Origin of the sequence: Paenibacillus sp. Soil787 (assembly GCF_001429545.1) — a bacterium.
Classification (GTDB): domain Bacteria; phylum Bacillota; class Bacilli; order Paenibacillales; family NBRC-103111; genus Paenibacillus_E.
Window position 1 is genome coordinate 67,863 of the sequence record NZ_LMSP01000002.1, and the last position, 18,143, is coordinate 86,005.

The window sequence follows — 18,143 nt, forward strand, 5'->3', positions numbered from 1 at the left end:
GGGATTTGTTTCTTAAACGAAAGAGGGAGGAATCGGGAATGAGATATTTTAATTATTTAACAGCGGATGAAGAGAAAGCTCTATTTTATTTACCTCCGACTTCCTTCCATAATCATTCGCGCAAAGAAATCCTTGCTTATTCCATTGGTGCTGCTCTTTATATGCCGGCTACACGTCCCACGTTCGCGGAAGATATCGCTTTTGGTAAAATTGAAGGTCTTGTTTCCGTTATTCTTGATTTGGAAGATGCCGTTGGTGAAAATGAGGTTCATGACGCAGAAGAATCCTTAGTGAATCAAATGAATAAGTTAGCTACCTTCATCGAGGTCGGAATTCTTCATTCGGACAATCTTCCGCTTTTATTCGTACGAGTAAGAAGTGTGAATCAGTTAAATTATTTGATCGAAAGATTAGAAGAGAATGTAACCCTTTTAACGGGATTTGTATTTCCGAAATTTACTGCAGACAATGGCGGAGCTTATTTTCAAATACTAGAAAATTATAATGATGAGAAACCGCCTTCCGCCCCAATGCTATATGGTCTGCCAATTCTAGAATCTGGACCTGTTATTTATAAGGAAAGCCGTAGCTATACGCTTCAAACGATTAAAGAGATTCTAGAGCAGTATAAGAATTTGGTCCTCAATGTAAGAATTGGTGCTACGGATTTCTCCAGCTTATTTGGTTTGAGACGCAGCTCTGACATGACCATTTATGATATAACGCCGATTCGAGATTGTTTAGCTGACATTATTAATATATTTGGGCGTGTTGACGCCTCTTACGTTATTTCCGGACCCGTATGGGAATATTTCCCTCAAAAGGGTTTGGTTCGCGAAGTGATTATGGATAAAGAGAACGGCATGATTGGCAAGACAATTATTCATCCCACACATATTAAACCCGTTCAATCGCTATACGCGGTGACTCATGAAGAGTATACCGATGCTACAAGCATCATTACGAATAATAATGGCGATCATGGCGTTATTAAGAGCGCATATGCCAATAAAATGAATGAAATCAAACCTCATTTAAGCTGGGCTAGACGTATTCTCTTACGATCACAAATTTATGGGGTGCTGCATGAACAACAACAATATGACGGATTATTGCTCAAGCATAATCGAGCATACGTATAGGATCGCGGGTGATTTAGAGCTTCAAGTGAAGTTGACCTCTAATCCCTTTGAGATTCCCCTCGACTCTCTATTCGCCATGGCGGCAAGAATCAATAAGAAACGATCGTTTCTGTTTGTTAGCAAAGTGTTGGGTAAGCATATCCCTGTAAACCCGTATTCCTCCTTATTAAGCGGGGCTTCATTGGGACTACTTTTACAACAAGCCTTAAAAGGTACTATGCCGCAGCAGTTAATCCCTCAAGCCATTCAGAGCATTATAGATCCTTCTCAGGCCGAGGCGGCCTACAAAGAAATTATGTCCAATCGTCTAAGTTTACCGAACTCCGTTGCTTTTATAGGGTTTGCAGAAACAGCTACAGCCATCGGACATGCCGTTTATGAAACCTTTGGTCAGGGTGGCAGCTACATTCATACCACTCGTGAAGTGATCGAAGGATCGGAATCCATCATTAATTTCAGTGAGGAACATTCTCATGCGGAAGCTCATTATTGTTACGCGAAGGATCCTCAGATGCTTACGCATCCTGAGATTGTTGTCCTTGTAGATGATGAAATTACGACAGGCAAGACCTCTTTGAACATTATTCGAGATATGCAGGGGAAATTTCCGAAGAAAACCTATTACATCCTTGCTCTGCTTGATTGGAGAACCCCAGAGGATCAGCAGCAGTTTCTGAAGCTAGAACTGGAGTTAGGTATCTCCATTCATGTGCTTTCCTTAGTCAAAGGTGAGGTAAAAGTAACGGGTTCATCTGAAAGTTTAACTCCCCAAGTGCCTGTCCTTCCTATTCCAAATCAAATGGGACCCATTCACTTCACGTATATAGATCATCTATTCGCTCATGCACCTTACGAGTGCCAACATCCTTATTTACAGCATAGTGGAAGATTTGGTCTTACGCCGGAGGAAAGCGAACAATCCGATCATTCGATATCTCAAGCCGCCAAACAATTGAAACTTACTCGTACAGGTAAGAAGACGTTGTGCGTCGGCACAGGTGAGTTTATGTATATCCCTATGCGAATTGCCGCTGAAATGGGAGAAGGTGTGTCTTACCAATCGACGACGCGGAGTCCAATTCATACCATCGATACAGAGGATTACGCAGTCAAGGTAGGCTATCTGTACTCATCTCCGGAGGATCCGGGCGTAACTCATTTCCTATACAACATTCCAGTAGGTTTGTATGATGATCTCTATTTATTTATGGAAAGAGAAGCAGATCCAGCTTCAATACAGCCATTGCTTCAAATTCTTCAAACGCGAGGGCTGAAACAGATTCATATTGTCATTTTCTCTCCACAAACGGTTGAATGGAAGGAGAATGCAGCATGGAAGATTGGCGAGCTAAACCAATAGAGGAGCCTGTGCGCTTGGGCAGTTATCCAGCTTCCGATGTGACATTTCTGCTTAAGGATTTGAGTGAGGTTAAGCTGGAAAAGTCGCTGGATGCGAGAGAATTAGCCATTCAATCTGGTACTCATTATTCAGAAATGCTGCCGCAAGAGCATCTGCCAACGTCCGATTATTTACAATTATATCGAGAGACGCTGAAGATGTCGGCCAAGAAGGTTGCATTCGCAGTCGCTGCAACGGCAGAGCTTATTCGAACTAAGAAAGGACCGAACACGGTGCTGGTCTCTCTTGCGAGAGCGGGCACGCCGGTCGGTATTCTAATAAGACGTTACCTGCAAGAAGTACATCAGCTAGACTTGCCCCATTACAGCATCTCGATTATTCGAGGTAAAGGAATTGACGAGAACGCTTTGTTTTATATCCTGCAAAAGCATCCAGACGCGAAGCTGCAATTCGTCGACGGGTGGACCGGCAAGGGAGCAATCCGTAAAGGGCTTATAGAGGCTTGCAGCAAGCTAGAACGAGATTACGGGGTCAAGCTGGACGATGATCTTGCTGTGCTTGCTGATCCTGGCCATTGCACGGATATGTTTGGAACGAGAGAGGATTTCTTGATTCCGAGTGCATGCTTGAATGCGGTGGTATCCGGTTTAATGAGTCGAACGGTGCTGCGTGAGGATCTCATTGGGCCTCATGACTTTCATGGTTCCAAATATTATAAAGAGTGGTTGGACCAGGATCTCTCCAATCATTTTATTGCGGAGATTGTGCCTTTTTTTGGGGAAGTAGTGAAAGAAGCACAGCATAGTGCCTGGGAAACACTCCAGCATCCTCCAACGATTTCATGGAAGGGTTTGCGAGATATTCAAGCGATTCAAAGCGAGTATCAGATTGCGGATATCAACTTGATCAAACCCGGTGTTGGAGAAACGACCCGCGTACTGCTCCGTAGAGTACCATGGCGGATATTAGTAGACCGATTAGACAATCCGAATATACGTCATATCATCCTATTAGCTGAAGCCAGGGACGTACCAATAGAAGTGTACCCAGGTCTCACTTATTCCTGTTGTGGTATTATCAAATCCGTGAAAGGAGATGCCGAATGATATTTGCAAGCGATTTAGATCAAACGTTAATCTATTCACAGCCTTTAGAGCGCGCCGAAGAATTAGGCGATCAGATTATTACAGCAGAACTCATTGACGGTAAAGTAAGATCGTATATGTCTTCAAGTTCTTATCAGCTGCTTCAAAAGTTGATGACTGAGCTCCTTTTCATCCCGGTAACGACACGAACCATGCTGCAGTACAAACGTATACATTTAATTAGTCAAATGTTGAAGCCCGCCTATGCCGTTACAAGCAACGGCGGAAATATTCTGATAGATGGGCAACCCGATCTGGAGTGGCAAGCCTCTGTTGTTGCTCGCGTTAGTGAATCAAGTGAGCATGTGCAGGACGTCAGGATACTGCTAGATCGTGTCCTTAGTCCGGAATGGGTCATCAGCTCTAGCTATTGCGACGAGCTATTTTTTTCCCATATTATTGACCGAGCAAAGATGCCGCTGGAGGAAGTTACTCAGATGAGTGCAGAACTTCAGCGTATGGGCTGGAGCACTTCCGTTCAAGGAAGAAAGGTCTATGTCGTTCCGCAAGTCGTTAATAAAAGAGATGCCGTTCAGCATCTCAAGCAATTAACAGGAGAGAGACAAGTTGTGGCATCTGGCGATTCCCTCTTGGATCAGATCTTGATTGATTTCGCTGATTTCTCTATCGTCCCTAGGCACGGAGAATTATTTCGACAAGAGCAGCTTCAACCGACGGGGAACTATTCATTTACCGAGGAATCCGGGATTTTCGCTACGGACGAAATACTTAAGTATGTGGAATCCGTAAACATAGAGCAAACGAATCTATTTGTCATAAAGGAGTCCTCATGAAAAAAGTATGGTTTAACCGTTGGTTTTCGGTAGCTTTTCATTACATGAATAGCATTCGCAATAATGAAGATGGCGTCCAATTCAAAATGTACGCTACTCATCCGGACCGTACTCATATGGCTCTGCAAGCGGCTGATTACGCGGATACCGAACCTGTTTTAGGCGATGATGATTATGTGGAGTTTGCCCTGGATTTTTGCAAAAAGCATGGCATTGATGTATTCATTCCCAGATTGCATATGTATGCCATTGCGAAGCAGATTGATTTGTTCGAAAAAGTTGGAACGAAAGTAACGGTTTGTCGCGACCTTGAGCTTTTAGAGAACTTATTGGAGAAACAAAAGTTTTATGAAGCCATCAGGGAAAAGAACATTATTGCAATCCCTGATTATCATGTGGTCAATACGGCAGATGAATTTATGACTGCCTATGAGGCGCTCGTAAGAGCAGGCCATCAGGTTTGTATGAAGCCAACGAATGCTGAGGGCGGTATGGGCTTCAGAATCATCAGTAATGGGCGGGATACATTAAGTGACCTATTCGGCACAGTTACTCCCTATCTCACTACGGAACAGGTCTACAAGACCTTATCATCCGTAGATCGTTTCGATGACTTGATGGTAATGGAACTATTAAACGGCTTTGAGTACAGCATCGATTGCTTAGCATCGGCTTCTGGGGAATTACTTGCCGCTGTGCCGCGTCGCAAAGCGGACGGACGGTTAAGGCTGCTGGAGGAAGTGCCTGAGCTGATCGAGATCGCACATCAGGTTGCTGCCACTTACAGGATCCCGTTTAATTACAACATTCAAGTGAAGTACAATCAGGGTGTGCCTAAATTACTTGAGATTAATCCGAGAATGTCTGGCGGTCTGCATGTGACTTGTCTATCTGGCATTAATTTCCCCTATTTAGCAGTGAAATCAATTTTGGGTGAACATGTGGACATCCAAAAACCTAATTTTGGCACTCTGGCCAGTCATATTGAGAAATACGTTATTATGGATTTAAGCGAATAAAAGGAACCGTGCATCATATCTTTGAATATAGATGAACAAATCAGTCAAAGAAGGTGCACAGGATGATCATAAGCGGGATTATACTTTCTGGAATAATCATTGTGCTCATTGTCGTAGCAAGCGCTGAAAAAGCAGAATTTGTGTCTAAATTCATTGAAAAATAGTCTTCTATGAAACCTGAAAAGGTTTCTTTTTTTTGTTATGATTTGGTAGAATATAAGAATAGATTCGTAAGCTGGTGAGGGGGCTGTACGTTGCTGGATTTTACATTTGAGATTGTTGACGAGTCCACAATTAATACCAGAATTTTGTATGCCAACGAATGGTTCACTTTCAATATATATGAGAAAGATCATGTTTGGACACTTCATCCCTTTGATGGTATGTTAATACGGAATAAAGATATGTGTCAGCTTGTGATTAATGAGCTGCTCAAAAATAAATACTTTCATGTCATGTGCGCGAAAGAGAATATCCTATTGTCAGAGCTGCGGACGACGGTTGATTTAAGTAATAGAACGAGCACATCTACACCTATTCCTTCACCTAGAGATGATCGACTGGATGAAGAGCTTCCAGACGATATAAAGTCATTTATGGATTATCATACCTTGGATGAAATTATAGACATGGAGAAACAAATTATTCTTAAACGAATGACTTTTTACAAACAAATGCTAGAAGCCATGTTCATGCAAGGGGCCGGACCGGCGGACGAGGAATTTATCCAGATTCAATCCATTTATGTGATGTGGAAAGGATCGTATGAGAAAATGAGTGGGTTAAGCGATCAAGATTTGTCTGGTGGGAAGAAGAGATGGTAGTATAGAGGAAGCCCTAAATACCAAAGAGTAAATGTTCAAAAAGCCGTAAGGCTTATTTTTTTGTAGATAAGAAAGTATAAGTTTTATACTTTTGCTTCGCATCTACCTTGACAAACGCGCTCGTCCTAGAAGAACGACGGAGTCGTTTATCCTTGGCCCTATCACTTGATATAAAGGAGTACCAGATGAGCATTCCCAAAATAGAAACACCGAAGATCCCCAAAGAAATACCTGCCATTACACTGCCGAATGTGGAACTACAGCCGGAAGATAGTTTTCATACAGGCCTAATAAGTGATTGTATCATTGACAATCAGTCCGCATATAAAGTCGCGTTTGATAAAGTGATATTTCGGAATGTCACATTTACTCGGATATCGATGAAAGACATAGAGCTGACAGATGTTATTTTCGAGAAATGCGATCTATCCAACGTTGATTTTGGTGAAGCTACAATCCATCGGACTGAATTTAGAAACTGCAAAATCATGGGCATTGACCTGACAGAAGCAACCATCCGAAACGTCTTATTCCATACTTGCTTGGCCGACTATGCGACCTTTCGTATGGCTAATTTTAAGCAGATTATTTTTCAGGAGTGTTCGCTTTTAAGTGCCGATTTCTACGAATCCACGCTGCAAAAAGTGTATTTCGATAATTGTCAGCTGGACCGGGCACAATTCACGGGTGTGAAGCTTGCAGGAATTGATATCAGCAGCTGTGAATTCACATGTTTAGGTGTGAGCATAGAGGATTTGCGCGGCTGCATCATTTCGAGGGGACAAGCCTCAGTTTTTGCAAGTCTTTTTGGACTTATATTGAAGGAATAAGGGGAAATAATAAAGGAAATTGCTCCGGCAGCCAAGTATATCCGTGAAATGAGGAGTTAACCTTGAAATTCGGCTTTGATATCGATGATACACTTATTAATTTAAGAGAACATGCCTTTCATATTTATAACCATAAGTTAAAGCATAATATTGGCTTGGACGCGTTCCATGCCTTAACGACGATGGAAATCCACAGTGCCTTCGGTTTGACGAAAGAAGAAGGTGGCAAGCTGTGGTCTAGCCTCCGCGATGACATTTATTATTCTCAGTGTCCTTCTTTTCCACACGCCGTTGACATCTTGCAGGAACTAGTGCATCAAGGTCATGAGGTGTACTATATCACGGCAAGGGCCAAAGAGCATACTGACCGAACGAAAAACTGGTTAATAACCAATGGTTTCCCAGTGGTTGAGGGACATTTTTATTGTGGGATGAGTGATTCCGAGAAAGTACATATTATTGAAAAACTGAACTTGGATTATTATTTTGATGATAAACCGGCCGTTCTGGAAACCTTGTCTCACCTCCCATTGAACATATACGTGAAAGATAGATCGTATAATCAGCACTTGAAATTGCCTAGGATTGTATCTTGGGATGAACTTCGAGAAATTATAAAATGAAACACTCAAAGCTGAACTCCTTATTGTCAAGGGGTTCAGCTTTTTACCCCTTTTACTTGATTTACAATAAATACATGCGTAGATAATCATCCAAAGACATTCTTTCCTTATTGTCAGTCTATGAGGGAAAACTTTCCACAAGAGTAGAGGAGATAGATTAATGTTAAAGAAAAATGCAATGATGGTCGTCCTTATGGCCGTAGTAGGAACTAGTTTACTTGCTAGTCTAGGCGGAACACCCCAGCCTGTAGCAGCTGCAAGCAACATGGTACCGAATTATGAAGTTAAGCTTCTCCTTAATCCAAGTGAAGTTCTTGGGTCAGACTTTAAACTTACAAGCAGCGTTAAGAGTGCATTTGGCATGCCTGATAGCGTGACCAAGATGAACGTCCAGTTCATGGACACGAACGCCAAGGATATTTATAACAATGGGTGGAGTCCAAGGATTCGTAAGACAGAGGGAGAAAACGACTTCGAGCTTACCTACAAAAAGCGCTATGCAGTTATTGGCAACGATATTAATGGTGCCTTAACACTCGCTAACCAACAAGGCTTTGATTCCAGCGATACAGGTTATGAAGCGCAAGTCGAGTGGGGATATCAGAAGAAAACACTAAGTATCACACGTCCAAAGACAGGTAGTAAATCAGGTTATAGCGGTATGGATCTCCCTAACCTGGCCGATTCCCGCAGTCTTCTGATTAATAATGCACCTGATAAATTTAATAATTGGCTTTACAGTGGTTGGGGGACTAGCAAGCTTGCCTCTTCTCGTGTCTACGGTCCGGTTCTAGCCAAACGTTCAATCGGAACATGGAGCGGCCAACAGCTTTATATCGAAGTATGGCCAATTCTTAACGCAGCTGGTACAGGAATTGAATACATTGTTGAAGCTTCATTTAAAACAAATAGTGAATCGACGGCATCTACTAAGCACGATGAATTAATTACCTATCTACAAAATAAAGGCTGGTTCCTCGCTCAAGATTCACTAAAAACACAACTAATTATGGATCGGTATTAAAAACATTGCAATAGACGCCGAACATAAAACGAACCAAGATCAAGAATAATGAACAAGGACAAATGAATCCGAGAACCAGAACCATAACCAGAACCAGAACGAAGAACGAGGAACAGAGAACCGAAAACCGAAAACCGAAAACCGAAAACCGAAAACCCAAGATTAAAGAACCGATCCGAGAACTAAGAAGCAAGAAGCAAGAAGGAATAACCTACGAAACATGGAACAAGAATCAATGATCAAGCACCGAACATCAAGCACTATGATTCAAAATCCATGAATCGATTGCCCTGACCACCTTTCAACAAAGGTGGTCTTTCTCTTCTAGTCGCCTATATCCACTATCCCTTTAACTCAGAATGAATGAAGTCATGACTAAACGAATGAAAATATGAATGAAAATATGAACGAAAATATGAATGAAAATATGAACGAAAATATGAACGAAAATATGAACGGAAATATGAACGAAAATATGAATGAAAATATAAATGTAAGTAAGTAAGTAAGTAAGTAAGTAAGTAAGTATGTTTCTAAGTATGTAATACATGTGTAATATGATCATGTTGTTTTCAATTGAAACTAGAGTTTCTATGAACTACTTAATTGATAGCCTGCGGGTTTGATGCAGAGATGCACTAAACGGGAAAAAATAGGTATGTTTTTTGAAGAAAGGTTTAGTCGATAACTAAATTCGTCTAAGTACTTTTGTAAATGTTTGGGTCCGAGGCCATGGAAGGTATTATTTATCCATTTACTAGCTTGTTTAGCGAATACGAGCAATGGGCGAAGTCGTGCGGGGGTGTAAAAACCTGTGACAATCTCAATTTTTTGGGTATCGGATTCAATGTGCTGTTGATGGAAGGCTTTTGTTTCAAAACGGGGAATATGTTTTTCTTTTGGATTCGCAAGAAGAACGTGCTTTATTTTGAGGTAATTAGATTCATTCCATTCATTAACTGAAGAGCCAATGAGAAGAAGGTGCTCTTGCGGATGTTTGTGAACAGAAGGATTATAAGGCCGTCCATAGATAGCCGAATTAATACAAACTGAGCCCGAAAGCAAAGTTTGATTATCGGAGCTATGAATCATAGATCGGATTTTGTGTAAAATTAGCCAGGCAGTTTTATAAGTTACCTTAATAAGTTTAGAAAGTTCGGTTGCGGTTATACCTTTATTTGTGCGAGAGAAAAGAAAAAGAGCCAGCATCCATTTACTTAGTTCAGTTCGGCTTCCCTCCATAATAGTCCCGGAAATAAGAGACGTTTGATGTCGACAGTAACAGCATTCGTAAAGAGGAAGACGACGGGTAGTTGTCACATAAGCATGATTGTGTTTACAAGCGGGCAGCTAAAACCTTCAGGCCACTTAGTATGGAAAATATACTCGATGCAAGCACTATCAGTTGAAAAATGATTTTGAAATTGATCAAGTGACATACTTGCAAAATTCATATGCACCTCTCCATAGCACCAATATGGGAATATATGTTCTTATCTATATCATACCAAACATATGATCTTATATCAAGGGGAAATGGAAAATATTTGTTTGGAGATCGGATTATTTTTGATTTCTGAGTGATTGGGATAGTGTCCATAGAAGTGGAGAAAAGTGGGGTTGGATGCAAAGTGAGGTGACGGCATATGAGAGGAAGTTGAGAACGATGTGTAGCGGGAGTGAGTTTATACGAATTAGGCGCATATGTGAAGAAGCTGAGATTATGGGTCGCAGATATGAGAAGACGCGGAGACGATACGATCCAGATTTGAGAGGATACTAAATGAAGGGGATAATTTAAAAGAGGATAAGCAGGTTAGGGATTTGGATTCAGATAAGATAATGTTCAGACGATATGGGATGCGCATGGATCAGGCACAAATGGAATGGGGACGGAGAATAGATAGGTTAACAAAGGAACTGAACGTATGAGCGTTGATAGGACTTGCTGTAGGGAACGTGTCTTCTTTTTCACTCCATGTCCGCATAAGGTAGTACTAATTGATTTAAGTGGCTAGGGGAGGGAATGGGATGCTGTTAAGGAGACGCTGGAGAAGCAGACCTACAGGGAAAACAAACCGCAAAAAGGTGCTGTTGATCGGTCTTCTCATCTTTGTCTTATTTACTGTGCAGTTTTTTATTTTCGTAGAACGCAATCTTAGACCTCCCCTGATGAATTTGGCAAAGGTGCGTATCAAGCAGATAGCGACACAAGCGATAAATAGTGCTATTGCGGATCATGTGGCTGAAAGCACGAATGCGGAGCAATTAATCGATTGGAAAATGGATAAAAACGGTAAAATAACAGGCTTCATGCTTAATTATAATGAACATATGCGTATAACCGCGGATACGATTAAAACTGTGCAAGGTGAACTGAATGATTTGCAAAGTATTTCTGAGCATATTCCAGTTGGGCAAGCGATGAATAGTGCGATTCTTTCCTCATTTGGCCCTGATATTCCGATTCGGCTGCTGCCAGTTGGGACTGTAAAGGTTGATCTGAATACACGTTCTCAAAATGCGGGAATCAATATGGTTATGTTTGAAGTGTATGTTCGCATTATTGCTGAAGTATCGGTGATTATTCCCTTTGATTCTGATACTGAAATTGTGGAAACAGAAATTCCTATTTCGTATTCTCTCGTGGTTGGGGATGTCCCTACCTATTATTATGATAATAAGGGAAAACCTGTGGGGAGTAATAAGGATGCGGGTCCACCGAGTTTATCGCTGCCTAGCATACCGAATGTTGGAACTACAATAACACCAAAGACAGAGGGAATTTCAACGCAAGAAAGCAAGACACAAAAAGAACCGCCCCAATAATGGAGCGGTTTTATTTTTTCTTTTTCATCCGGTCTTCTCGTTCCCATTTGCGAAGGGATGGGTAAGGATCAAAGCTCCATTCGGTTAGCCCATTATCACGATATAGCCCAAAATGAAGATGAGGTGGAAATTTACCTGATGTACCTTGCCTACCATAACCCGAACTACCCACCCAGCCTATGGTTTGTCCAGGCTTTACGATATCGTTTTCTTTGATTCCTTTTTGATAACCAGAGAGATGGGCGTAGTAGTGATAAATATTGTTCACATCTCGAATACCAATTCGCCAGCCTCCGTAAGGATTCCAGCCTTTAATCTCGACTATGCCATAGCAAGTGCTTCGTACAGGAACACCATAACCCGCAAATAAATCTGTTCCTTCATGGGAACGATGCCCGCCCCATCCGCGACTGTCCCCCCATGTGCTGCGGTAGGAGTAGTCTGCGTTCACCGGCAATGGAAAAGCATGCTCATAAACATCGAGGGTACCTAGTGTGGCATAAATTGTAGCGAATTGTTTGATACGTTCAACACTGCGCGAGTTTTGATAATAATTCCATAAGTTAATTTGTAAGTTTTCTTCTTGGTTGCCATTATTGCTCATTAGTGTGGCCATTGCTGCCAGTACGTCTAAATCGTTGTTTCGATCTGCGAATCCATCACCTGAACCATCGCGCCCGAAACCATGAAAGAAGGAGATGCTTTTTGGATTCGTATCTTGCTGGTCTGGATTTAATAAGCCTACCCAATCTGCTTCTGGGAAGTAAATGCTGGTAATTCCTTGATGCACGGGTCTTTTTTTCGCGATATTCATCGTTCTTTCGTACTGATCAACTGCGGCAAGGTATGCCCATGGAATGCCCGACAAGATGCTTGTTTTTTCAAATAGCTCTTTCCTCTCAGCGTTCAAATTCGGGTTAACCTTAGACGGAGCTGCGGTAAAGAATTGGTCAGAAGCAGCGGCATGGGATTCCGTACTGAATGAAAGGGTCCCGGATTCGGTTGCTGATAGGAGAAGGCTAAGAACAAGAACCCGCGACCAAAACGGTCTGCTTTTCATCTCTATCATCCTTCCTTAAATGTTAGTTCTTAGGATGTACTCTTCTGCGAATGTTTATGCCTGCATCTTTCGTTGTTGTTCGATTTTTGCTATGATGCCTGTAGAGGTGAGGATCGTGAGTTTTAATCATAGGGATGAGCATGTAGATGATAGTATGCTGTTAATTCAGGCTAACTTGGATGATATGAACCCGGAGTGGGTTTCTTATATAATGGATAAGCTTTTTGAAGTAGGTGCGAACGATGTATTTGTAGTGTCGATTATTATGAAGAAAGGCAGACCAGGGATTATGCTGAATGTGCTGGTTGAAGATGAGCGGCTCTCTGATGTAGAGGAGGTTATTTTTAGCGAGACAACGACACTTGGCATCCGCTATATGCATGCTTCCTGCCATAGATTGGCTAGAGAATTCGAGCAAGTGCTAACACGATGGGGACTTTTAACGGTAAAAGTCGGTTATCACCAAGGGGAATTGGTACAATATGCACCAGAATTCAAAGAATGCGAACAAATTGCTAAGGAGCATCAAGTCCCTTTGAAGCAGGTATACGAGGAAGTTAGGATGCAATTTATACAACAAAAACAAAAAAACGTCTCCTCCTGATTTGAAGGAAGAGGCGTTTTTGGCCATTTTATTAATGGGTTCATTGGAGGCTCATGTATGGTGAGGGTGTGTATGTGTATGTTCATGTTGATGATGATGATGATCATCATGTGTATGTCCATGACCATGCTCGTGTGCAAGGTGTTCGTGGCTTACTTGCCATTTCCCAATATAAGGATCAACTTTACCAACTACAACGCGAAGCACATTAGGTTGATTAGGTAAATCTCTTGTTCCTGCACCGTAACCGATGGTGTCTACGATCATAGGAGGAAAGCTTTTGGAGAACTCGTCCACGATTCCGGAAATAATACCGGCACCAGTTGGCGTCGTCATCTCTAGGTTATAGTTGGTTGAAGCTATGGGTAAACCTCGCATCATTTCCAGTGTTGCCGGAGCCGGTACGGGATATATACCATGATCGATGTGTATCGTTCCTGAACCAAGTGGTACTGGGGAGGCAAAGATCCGCTCGACTTGCAAGGAGTCAATGGCTAAGGCCACACCTACGATATCGACAATGGAGTCTATAGCTCCGACTTCGTGGAAATGTACTTTTTGGACGGGAATGCCGTGGATTTTGGCTTCAGCAATACCGATCTTTTCGAAGATTGCTAAGCTGAGAGCTGTTACACGCTCATTGAATCCTGCCTGTTGAATGACTTGTACGATTTCCGAGTAGTGACGATGGTGTTTTGGTGGATGTTCTGGATCTAGAATGACATCTAGCTTCATGGCGGAAATACCGCGCTTAACAACACGCTTCCATTCCAAAATGTAAGGCTCTAGCTTGATTTTGGTAAGCTCATCTTCAATGTAAGCTCGATCTGCTCCCGCATCTACTAAAGCTCCAAGGGTCATATCGCCGCTGATTCCGGAGAAGCAGTCTAAATATAAAATGCGCATTGTAGGATCTCACGCTCGTTTCGACATATTTTTGTTAATGAGCCCTGCGTAGTAGCCAGCTCCGAAGCCGTTGTCGATGTTCACTACGGAGATTCCTGGTGAGCAGCTGTTTAGCATCGACAACAAAGGGGCGATACCTGCAAGGTTCGCGCCATAACCGATGCTTGTCGGCACAGCCACGATCGGTTTGGCTACTAGCCCGCCGACGACGCTGGCGAGCGCGCCTTCCATGCCGGCAACGACCACAATCGCGTTTGCACCGCGAATGAGCTCCAACCGGCGGAAGAGCCGGTGAATGCCGGCTACACCCACGTCGAATATACGTTCAACGTGGCTGCCTAGGCATTCTGCCGTAAGTGCCGCCTCCTCCGCCACGGGGAGGTCGGAGGTGCCTGCGCAGACGACGGCGATATAGCCGTCGTGCACTTTAAGCATGGGCCGCTTGAACCAGGTTAGCGACCTCGCCGTTTCGTGGTAGGTGACACCTTCCACGGCAGCGGTAACATGGACGGCTTTGGCCGCGTCTACGCGCGTAGCGAGCACGCGGTCGGTGTGCTCCATCAGCCGCCGGAAAATCGCCTCGATCTGCTCGGCGGTCTTGCCTTCCCCGAAAATGACCTCGGGGAAGCCCGTACGCTTCTCGCGATCGATGTCGAGCTGAGCAAATCCAAGATCAAGGTTAGCTGGGCCCGCGGCGCTGCCTTCCTTGATGATTTGCTTCTTGGCTTCTTCTACGTCCAGATCGCCCGCCTGGACGAGCTTTAAGATTTTCTCTAGGTCCATCATATGGATGCTTCTTTCACCTTGTCTTTCGTCTCCTTGGACAGGACTTCGTTCATGCTGCCCGTGCGGTAACCTTGTAAATCGAGTGTCACGTAGGTGAAGCCGAGCTTGCTGAACTTTTCATAGATCGCATCACGGTGTTCAACGACTTTATGAATCTCATCCGGCATAACTTCGATCCGGGCAATTTTTTCATGGTGACGTACGCGCACCTGATATAATCCAAGCTGGGACAAGAAGTATTCGCCTTCGTCCAGTTGGTCGATTTTCCATTTCTCGATTTGCATCCCGTAAGGGATGCGAGAAGACAAGCAAGCAAAAGACGGTTTATTCCAAGTACGCAGTCCTAGCTCTTTGGAAAGCTGTCTGATCTCATCTTTGGTCATGCCGGACTCCTGTAAAGTACTACGGACGCCTTGCTCGTTCTTGGCTTGTAGACCGGGTCTATAATCACCGAGATCGTCCATGTTCGAACCATCCAGAATATAGGGGTACCCTAACTCTTTGGCTAGTTGCTGCAAATGTGAATAAAGTCCCGTTTTGCAATGGTAACAGCGATCTGGATTGTTCGCGACGAAATTCGCGTTCTCCAGTTCCTTGACCTCTGTTTTGTACAGTGGGACACCAATTTGTTCTGCGAGTTCAACGGCTGCATCGAATTCCCGAGAAGGAAATGTTTCGGATGCTGCAGTGACGGCTAAGACTTGATCTCCGAGCTCCTGCTGCGCGCGTTTGAGGACGAAGGTACTGTCAACCCCTCCGGAGAAGGCGATTAATACTCGGCCCATACCTCTTAAAATTTCTCCAAGCTTGCGGTCTTTCTCCCGTGTTACTTCTGGTATGCTCATGTTTCTTCCCTCCCATACAGCCTTTACGTGATAAGGTTAAGCTGTTTTGGCCATCTTGATAAGTGTATCACAACTGACTGGCAAAGTGGATTGTTTTGTCAGTCATTCATGTTATAATAACAAGAACGAGAAACCAATTAAAAGGCGGGAAACATAATGCCTACAAAGCCATTAGAAAGAAAACCAGATTGGTTAAAAATCAATCTCAAGACAGATGAGAATTTTAAAGAAATAAAGTCAATGATGCGTTCAAAGACGCTGCATACGGTTTGTGAAGAAGCTAAATGTCCGAACATTCATGAGTGCTGGGCCAATCGTACAGCCACTTTTATGATTTTGGGCGATATTTGTACCCGTGCCTGCCGTTTCTGTGCGGTCAAAACAGGGCTGCCTACCGAGCTGGATCTTGAAGAGCCAGAACGTGTAGCTGACGCCGCTTTACAAATGGGACTGCGTCACTGTGTCGTTACTTCCGTAGCGCGTGATGATTTGGCAGATGGCGGCGCCATGATATTCGCTGAGACTATCAAAGCGATTCGCCGCAAATTGCCAATGTGCACAGTCGAAGTTCTGATCCCCGATTTTTTGGGGCGGGAAGAGTCGCTGGCCACGGTTCTAGAGGCTAAGCCTGATATCTTGAACCATAATATGGAGACAGTTGAGCGCATGTCAGACCGCGTTCGCTCCAAAGCGAAATACCGCCGTTCTCTTGAACTACTGGAGCGTTCGAAGCGTATTGCTCCGAACATCCCAACCAAATCCAGCGTCATGATTGGTGTGGGCGAAGAGTGGGACGAGCTGCTGCAAACGATGGCGGATTTACGTGCAGTTGGCTGCGACATTATGACGATTGGGCAGTACCTGCAGCCGTCTACAACGCATTTGGCTGTAGCTAAGTATTATACGCCTGAGCAGTTTGCTATGCTCAAAGAAGAAGGCATGAAGCGTGGCTTTAAGCACGTAGAATCGGGGCCATTGGTACGCAGCTCATACCATGCCCATGAACAGGTTCAAGCTGCATCGAACGTTTAAATTAACGAACGGATCATAGAAAGGAGAGCTTCCTACCATCATGATTCATATTGCAAATAAAACATACGAGCTCGTTACAGACCATAAGAATGGCTGGAATTTCGAAGTTTTTAAAGAACGTTTTAGCGAAGTGTTGGAGCGATACGATTATATTGTCGGCGATTGGGGTTACAGCCAGTTAAGGCTGAGAGGTTTTTTTAAAGAAATCCATCCTAAAGCGACAAAGGAATCATCTATTGCGGCTCTTCAAGATTACTTAAATGAGTACTGCAACTTCGGCTGCGCTTATTTCATTATCGAAAAAGTGAATGGCACCAAGCTGCAAGTGCCTTCTGAAGTGATTACAACCACTTCATAATGTAGTTAAACCCAAAAGACGCCTCTCATTCTTTAGCGGAGTGAGGGGCGTCTTCTTATTGTTTATTTTACTTCTAACCCAACAAAAGCTTCCCGAACCCTATTCCAGAAAGGAAAAGGACGGAACCTGGCAAACTTAACTTTCACGTTGGCTGCTACACGGCAGCGGATAGAAACAACGTCGTCTCGCTGCAAGTACAAGTGGTCAAGTGATAATAGCATATTCTGCTGCGCTTTAGGATAAATGTCACAGTGATGATGCTTCGGTAAAATCATGGAAGAGCCGAGTGTGCGGTAGACTCTATTGTTAATTGAAGCAATCTCGGCAATTTGAATCGCTTCAAGCGAAGGGTGGACCATTGCTCCGCCTAAGCTTTTGTTGTAAGCTGTGCTGCCGGAAGGCGAAGAGATACAGATTCCGTCGCCGCGGAACATTTCGAACATTTCATCGTTAACATGAAGTCGCGCGACAAGCGATACTTCGATTCCTCGTATGGTAAATTCGTTGAGCGCCAGATGCGTCTCGGAGCCCTTTTCTGTCGTAATTTCAATCTCAACGACGGGGTAATGCACAACACGGAGCTCCTCGGGGGTAGTGACGCTGAACATCAATGAAGCAAGATGATCCAGCTCATCTGGTTTCCAATCTGCGAAGAAACCTAAGTGTCCTGTATGGATACCAACGAAAGCGATTGTGTCAAGCTGCTGCACATATTTATGAAAAGCCTGCAGCATCGTGCCATCTCCGCCAATAGAAAGGACAATGTCGGGATTTTCTTCATCCCTTGGCATGCCTTGCTTTGCGGCGAGTTTATGGAACCGCTCTGTCAGCCCCTTGGAGATGTCATCGCCTCGTTCAATGACGTTGTATTTCAATTGGTTTCCTCCTAAGAGTTTTCGTAAGAAAACTTGCATCGTAAGCATAATCTGAGTTTTGCTTTAGCAAAACTTTCTTCGTAAGCA

The 18,143-nt window shown here is 43.5% G+C and carries 19 protein-coding genes; 13 read left to right on the top strand and 6 right to left on the bottom strand.

Going from position 1 to position 18,143, the window contains the following annotated elements; translation table 11 throughout:
• The first annotated feature begins 38 nt into the window (after positions 1 to 38).
• The 9 genes from ASG93_RS04955 to ASG93_RS04995 all read left to right on the top strand — a co-directional run bounded on the left by ASG93_RS04955 (position 39) and on the right by ASG93_RS04995 (position 8,761).
• Positions 39 to 1,142, top strand: a complete 1,104-nt coding sequence (locus ASG93_RS04955) for an HpcH/HpaI aldolase/citrate lyase family protein (protein WP_056829464.1) — start codon at positions 39 to 41, stop codon at positions 1,140 to 1,142.
• A complete protein-coding gene (locus tag ASG93_RS04960; RefSeq protein ID WP_056829466.1) occupies positions 1,087 to 2,502 on the top strand; it encodes a phosphoribosyltransferase family protein in 1,416 nt (471 codons plus the stop codon). Before ASG93_RS04955 ends, ASG93_RS04960 begins: the two co-directional genes overlap by 56 nt.
• Positions 2,475 to 3,608: a cysteine protease StiP family protein gene (locus ASG93_RS04965; protein ID WP_235550742.1), complete on the top strand. Its 1,134-nt coding sequence runs from the start codon at positions 2,475 to 2,477 to the stop codon at positions 3,606 to 3,608. Before ASG93_RS04960 ends, ASG93_RS04965 begins: the two co-directional genes overlap by 28 nt.
• Positions 3,605 to 4,441, top strand: coding sequence for an HAD family hydrolase (locus ASG93_RS04970; RefSeq protein WP_056829470.1), 837 nt, complete (start codon positions 3,605 to 3,607; stop codon positions 4,439 to 4,441). Before ASG93_RS04965 ends, ASG93_RS04970 begins: the two co-directional genes overlap by 4 nt.
• Complete coding sequence (locus ASG93_RS04975) at positions 4,438 to 5,460, top strand: ATP-grasp domain-containing protein (protein WP_056829471.1); 1,023 nt, start codon at positions 4,438 to 4,440, stop codon at positions 5,458 to 5,460. Before ASG93_RS04970 ends, ASG93_RS04975 begins: the two co-directional genes overlap by 4 nt.
• Positions 5,461 to 5,714: 254 nt before the next feature.
• A complete protein-coding gene (locus tag ASG93_RS04980; protein ID WP_056829473.1) occupies positions 5,715 to 6,284 on the top strand; it encodes a hypothetical protein in 570 nt (189 codons plus the stop codon).
• A gap of 185 nt (positions 6,285 to 6,469) precedes the next feature.
• The gene (locus ASG93_RS04985) at positions 6,470 to 7,114 is read left to right on the top strand and encodes a pentapeptide repeat-containing protein (protein ID WP_056829475.1); all 645 of its coding nucleotides are present in this window, start codon (positions 6,470 to 6,472) and stop codon (positions 7,112 to 7,114) included.
• Positions 7,115 to 7,176: 62 nt separating this feature from the next.
• Positions 7,177 to 7,737: a 5' nucleotidase, NT5C type gene (locus ASG93_RS04990; protein WP_056829477.1), complete on the top strand. Its 561-nt coding sequence runs from the start codon at positions 7,177 to 7,179 to the stop codon at positions 7,735 to 7,737.
• Between the two features lie 160 nt (positions 7,738 to 7,897).
• Positions 7,898 to 8,761, top strand: a complete 864-nt coding sequence (locus ASG93_RS04995) for a hypothetical protein (RefSeq protein ID WP_056829480.1) — start codon at positions 7,898 to 7,900, stop codon at positions 8,759 to 8,761.
• Positions 8,762 to 9,352: 591 nt separating this feature from the next.
• Here ASG93_RS04995 and ASG93_RS05000 read toward each other — a convergent pair.
• On the bottom strand, positions 9,353 to 10,003 hold the full coding sequence (locus ASG93_RS05000) for a transposase (RefSeq protein ID WP_156410800.1): 651 nt from the start codon (positions 10,001 to 10,003) through the stop codon (positions 9,353 to 9,355).
• A gap of 789 nt (positions 10,004 to 10,792) precedes the next feature.
• Here ASG93_RS05000 and yunB point away from each other — a divergent pair.
• Positions 10,793 to 11,590 (top strand): sporulation protein YunB, encoded by a 798-nt coding sequence (gene yunB, locus ASG93_RS05005; RefSeq protein WP_235550743.1) that lies wholly within the window; start codon positions 10,793 to 10,795, stop codon positions 11,588 to 11,590.
• Between the two features lie 10 nt (positions 11,591 to 11,600).
• Here yunB and ASG93_RS05010 read toward each other — a convergent pair whose 3' ends face one another.
• Positions 11,601 to 12,650 carry a M23 family metallopeptidase gene (locus ASG93_RS05010; protein ID WP_056829483.1) on the bottom strand — a complete coding sequence of 350 codons (1,050 nt, stop codon included), beginning with the start codon at positions 12,648 to 12,650 and terminating at the stop codon, positions 11,601 to 11,603.
• A gap of 115 nt (positions 12,651 to 12,765) precedes the next feature.
• On the opposite strand from ASG93_RS05010, the gene larC (ASG93_RS05015) reads away from it, so the two are divergent.
• The gene (gene larC, locus ASG93_RS05015; protein WP_056829485.1) at positions 12,766 to 13,254 is read left to right on the top strand and encodes a nickel insertion protein; all 489 of its coding nucleotides are present in this window, start codon (positions 12,766 to 12,768) and stop codon (positions 13,252 to 13,254) included.
• A gap of 51 nt (positions 13,255 to 13,305) precedes the next feature.
• On the opposite strand, the gene larC (ASG93_RS05020) is transcribed toward larC (ASG93_RS05015), so the two are convergent.
• The 3 genes from larC (ASG93_RS05020) to larE are packed head-to-tail and all read right to left on the bottom strand — an operon-like array spanning position 13,306 to position 15,791.
• Complete coding sequence (gene larC / locus ASG93_RS05020; protein WP_056829486.1) at positions 13,306 to 14,160, bottom strand: nickel pincer cofactor biosynthesis protein LarC; 855 nt, start codon at positions 14,158 to 14,160, stop codon at positions 13,306 to 13,308.
• A gap of 9 nt (positions 14,161 to 14,169) precedes the next feature.
• Positions 14,170 to 14,946: a nickel pincer cofactor biosynthesis protein LarB gene (larB, locus tag ASG93_RS05025; protein WP_056829489.1), complete on the bottom strand. Its 777-nt coding sequence runs from the start codon at positions 14,944 to 14,946 to the stop codon at positions 14,170 to 14,172.
• The gene (gene larE / locus ASG93_RS05030) at positions 14,943 to 15,791 is read right to left on the bottom strand and encodes an ATP-dependent sacrificial sulfur transferase LarE (protein ID WP_056829491.1); all 849 of its coding nucleotides are present in this window, start codon (positions 15,789 to 15,791) and stop codon (positions 14,943 to 14,945) included. Before larE ends, larB begins: the two co-directional genes overlap by 4 nt.
• Before the next feature lie 156 nt (positions 15,792 to 15,947).
• On the opposite strand from larE, the gene lipA reads away from it, so the two are divergent.
• Both lipA and ASG93_RS05040 read left to right on the top strand, forming a co-directional pair.
• Positions 15,948 to 16,823 (top strand): lipoyl synthase, encoded by an 876-nt coding sequence (gene lipA / locus ASG93_RS05035; RefSeq protein WP_056829495.1) that lies wholly within the window; start codon positions 15,948 to 15,950, stop codon positions 16,821 to 16,823.
• Positions 16,824 to 16,863: 40 nt separating this feature from the next.
• Positions 16,864 to 17,181: a YutD family protein gene (locus ASG93_RS05040; protein ID WP_056829497.1), complete on the top strand. Its 318-nt coding sequence runs from the start codon at positions 16,864 to 16,866 to the stop codon at positions 17,179 to 17,181.
• Between the two features lie 62 nt (positions 17,182 to 17,243).
• On the opposite strand, the gene ASG93_RS05045 is transcribed toward ASG93_RS05040, so the two are convergent.
• Positions 17,244 to 18,056: an NAD kinase gene (locus ASG93_RS05045; protein WP_056829499.1), complete on the bottom strand. Its 813-nt coding sequence runs from the start codon at positions 18,054 to 18,056 to the stop codon at positions 17,244 to 17,246.
• Between the last annotated feature and the right edge of the window lie 87 nt (positions 18,057 to 18,143).

Excerpts from the sequence above, each read along its gene's own strand:
- ASG93_RS04955 (WP_056829464.1), top strand. The coding sequence starts at position 39 with ATGAGATATTTTAATTATTTAACAGCGGATGAAGAGAAAGCTCTATTT.
- ASG93_RS04960 (WP_056829466.1), top strand. The coding sequence starts at position 1,087 with ATGAACAACAACAATATGACGGATTATTGCTCAAGCATAATCGAGCAT.
- ASG93_RS04965 (WP_235550742.1), top strand. The coding sequence starts at position 2,475 with ATGGAAGATTGGCGAGCTAAACCAATAGAGGAGCCTGTGCGCTTGGGC.
- ASG93_RS04970 (WP_056829470.1), top strand. The coding sequence starts at position 3,605 with ATGATATTTGCAAGCGATTTAGATCAAACGTTAATCTATTCACAGCCT.
- ASG93_RS04975 (WP_056829471.1), top strand. The coding sequence starts at position 4,438 with ATGAAAAAAGTATGGTTTAACCGTTGGTTTTCGGTAGCTTTTCATTAC.
- ASG93_RS04985 (WP_056829475.1), top strand. The coding sequence starts at position 6,470 with ATGAGCATTCCCAAAATAGAAACACCGAAGATCCCCAAAGAAATACCT.
- ASG93_RS04995 (WP_056829480.1), top strand. The coding sequence starts at position 7,898 with ATGTTAAAGAAAAATGCAATGATGGTCGTCCTTATGGCCGTAGTAGGA.
- ASG93_RS05000 (WP_156410800.1), bottom strand. The coding sequence starts at position 10,003 with ATGGAGGGAAGCCGAACTGAACTAAGTAAATGGATGCTGGCTCTTTTT.
- yunB (WP_235550743.1), top strand. The coding sequence starts at position 10,793 with ATGCTGTTAAGGAGACGCTGGAGAAGCAGACCTACAGGGAAAACAAAC.
- ASG93_RS05010 (WP_056829483.1), bottom strand. The coding sequence starts at position 12,650 with ATGAAAAGCAGACCGTTTTGGTCGCGGGTTCTTGTTCTTAGCCTTCTC.
- larC (WP_056829486.1), bottom strand. The coding sequence starts at position 14,160 with ATGCGCATTTTATATTTAGACTGCTTCTCCGGAATCAGCGGCGATATG.
- larB (WP_056829489.1), bottom strand. The coding sequence starts at position 14,946 with ATGATGGACCTAGAGAAAATCTTAAAGCTCGTCCAGGCGGGCGATCTG.
- larE (WP_056829491.1), bottom strand. The coding sequence starts at position 15,791 with ATGAGCATACCAGAAGTAACACGGGAGAAAGACCGCAAGCTTGGAGAA.
- lipA (WP_056829495.1), top strand. The coding sequence starts at position 15,948 with ATGCCTACAAAGCCATTAGAAAGAAAACCAGATTGGTTAAAAATCAAT.
- ASG93_RS05040 (WP_056829497.1), top strand. The coding sequence starts at position 16,864 with ATGATTCATATTGCAAATAAAACATACGAGCTCGTTACAGACCATAAG.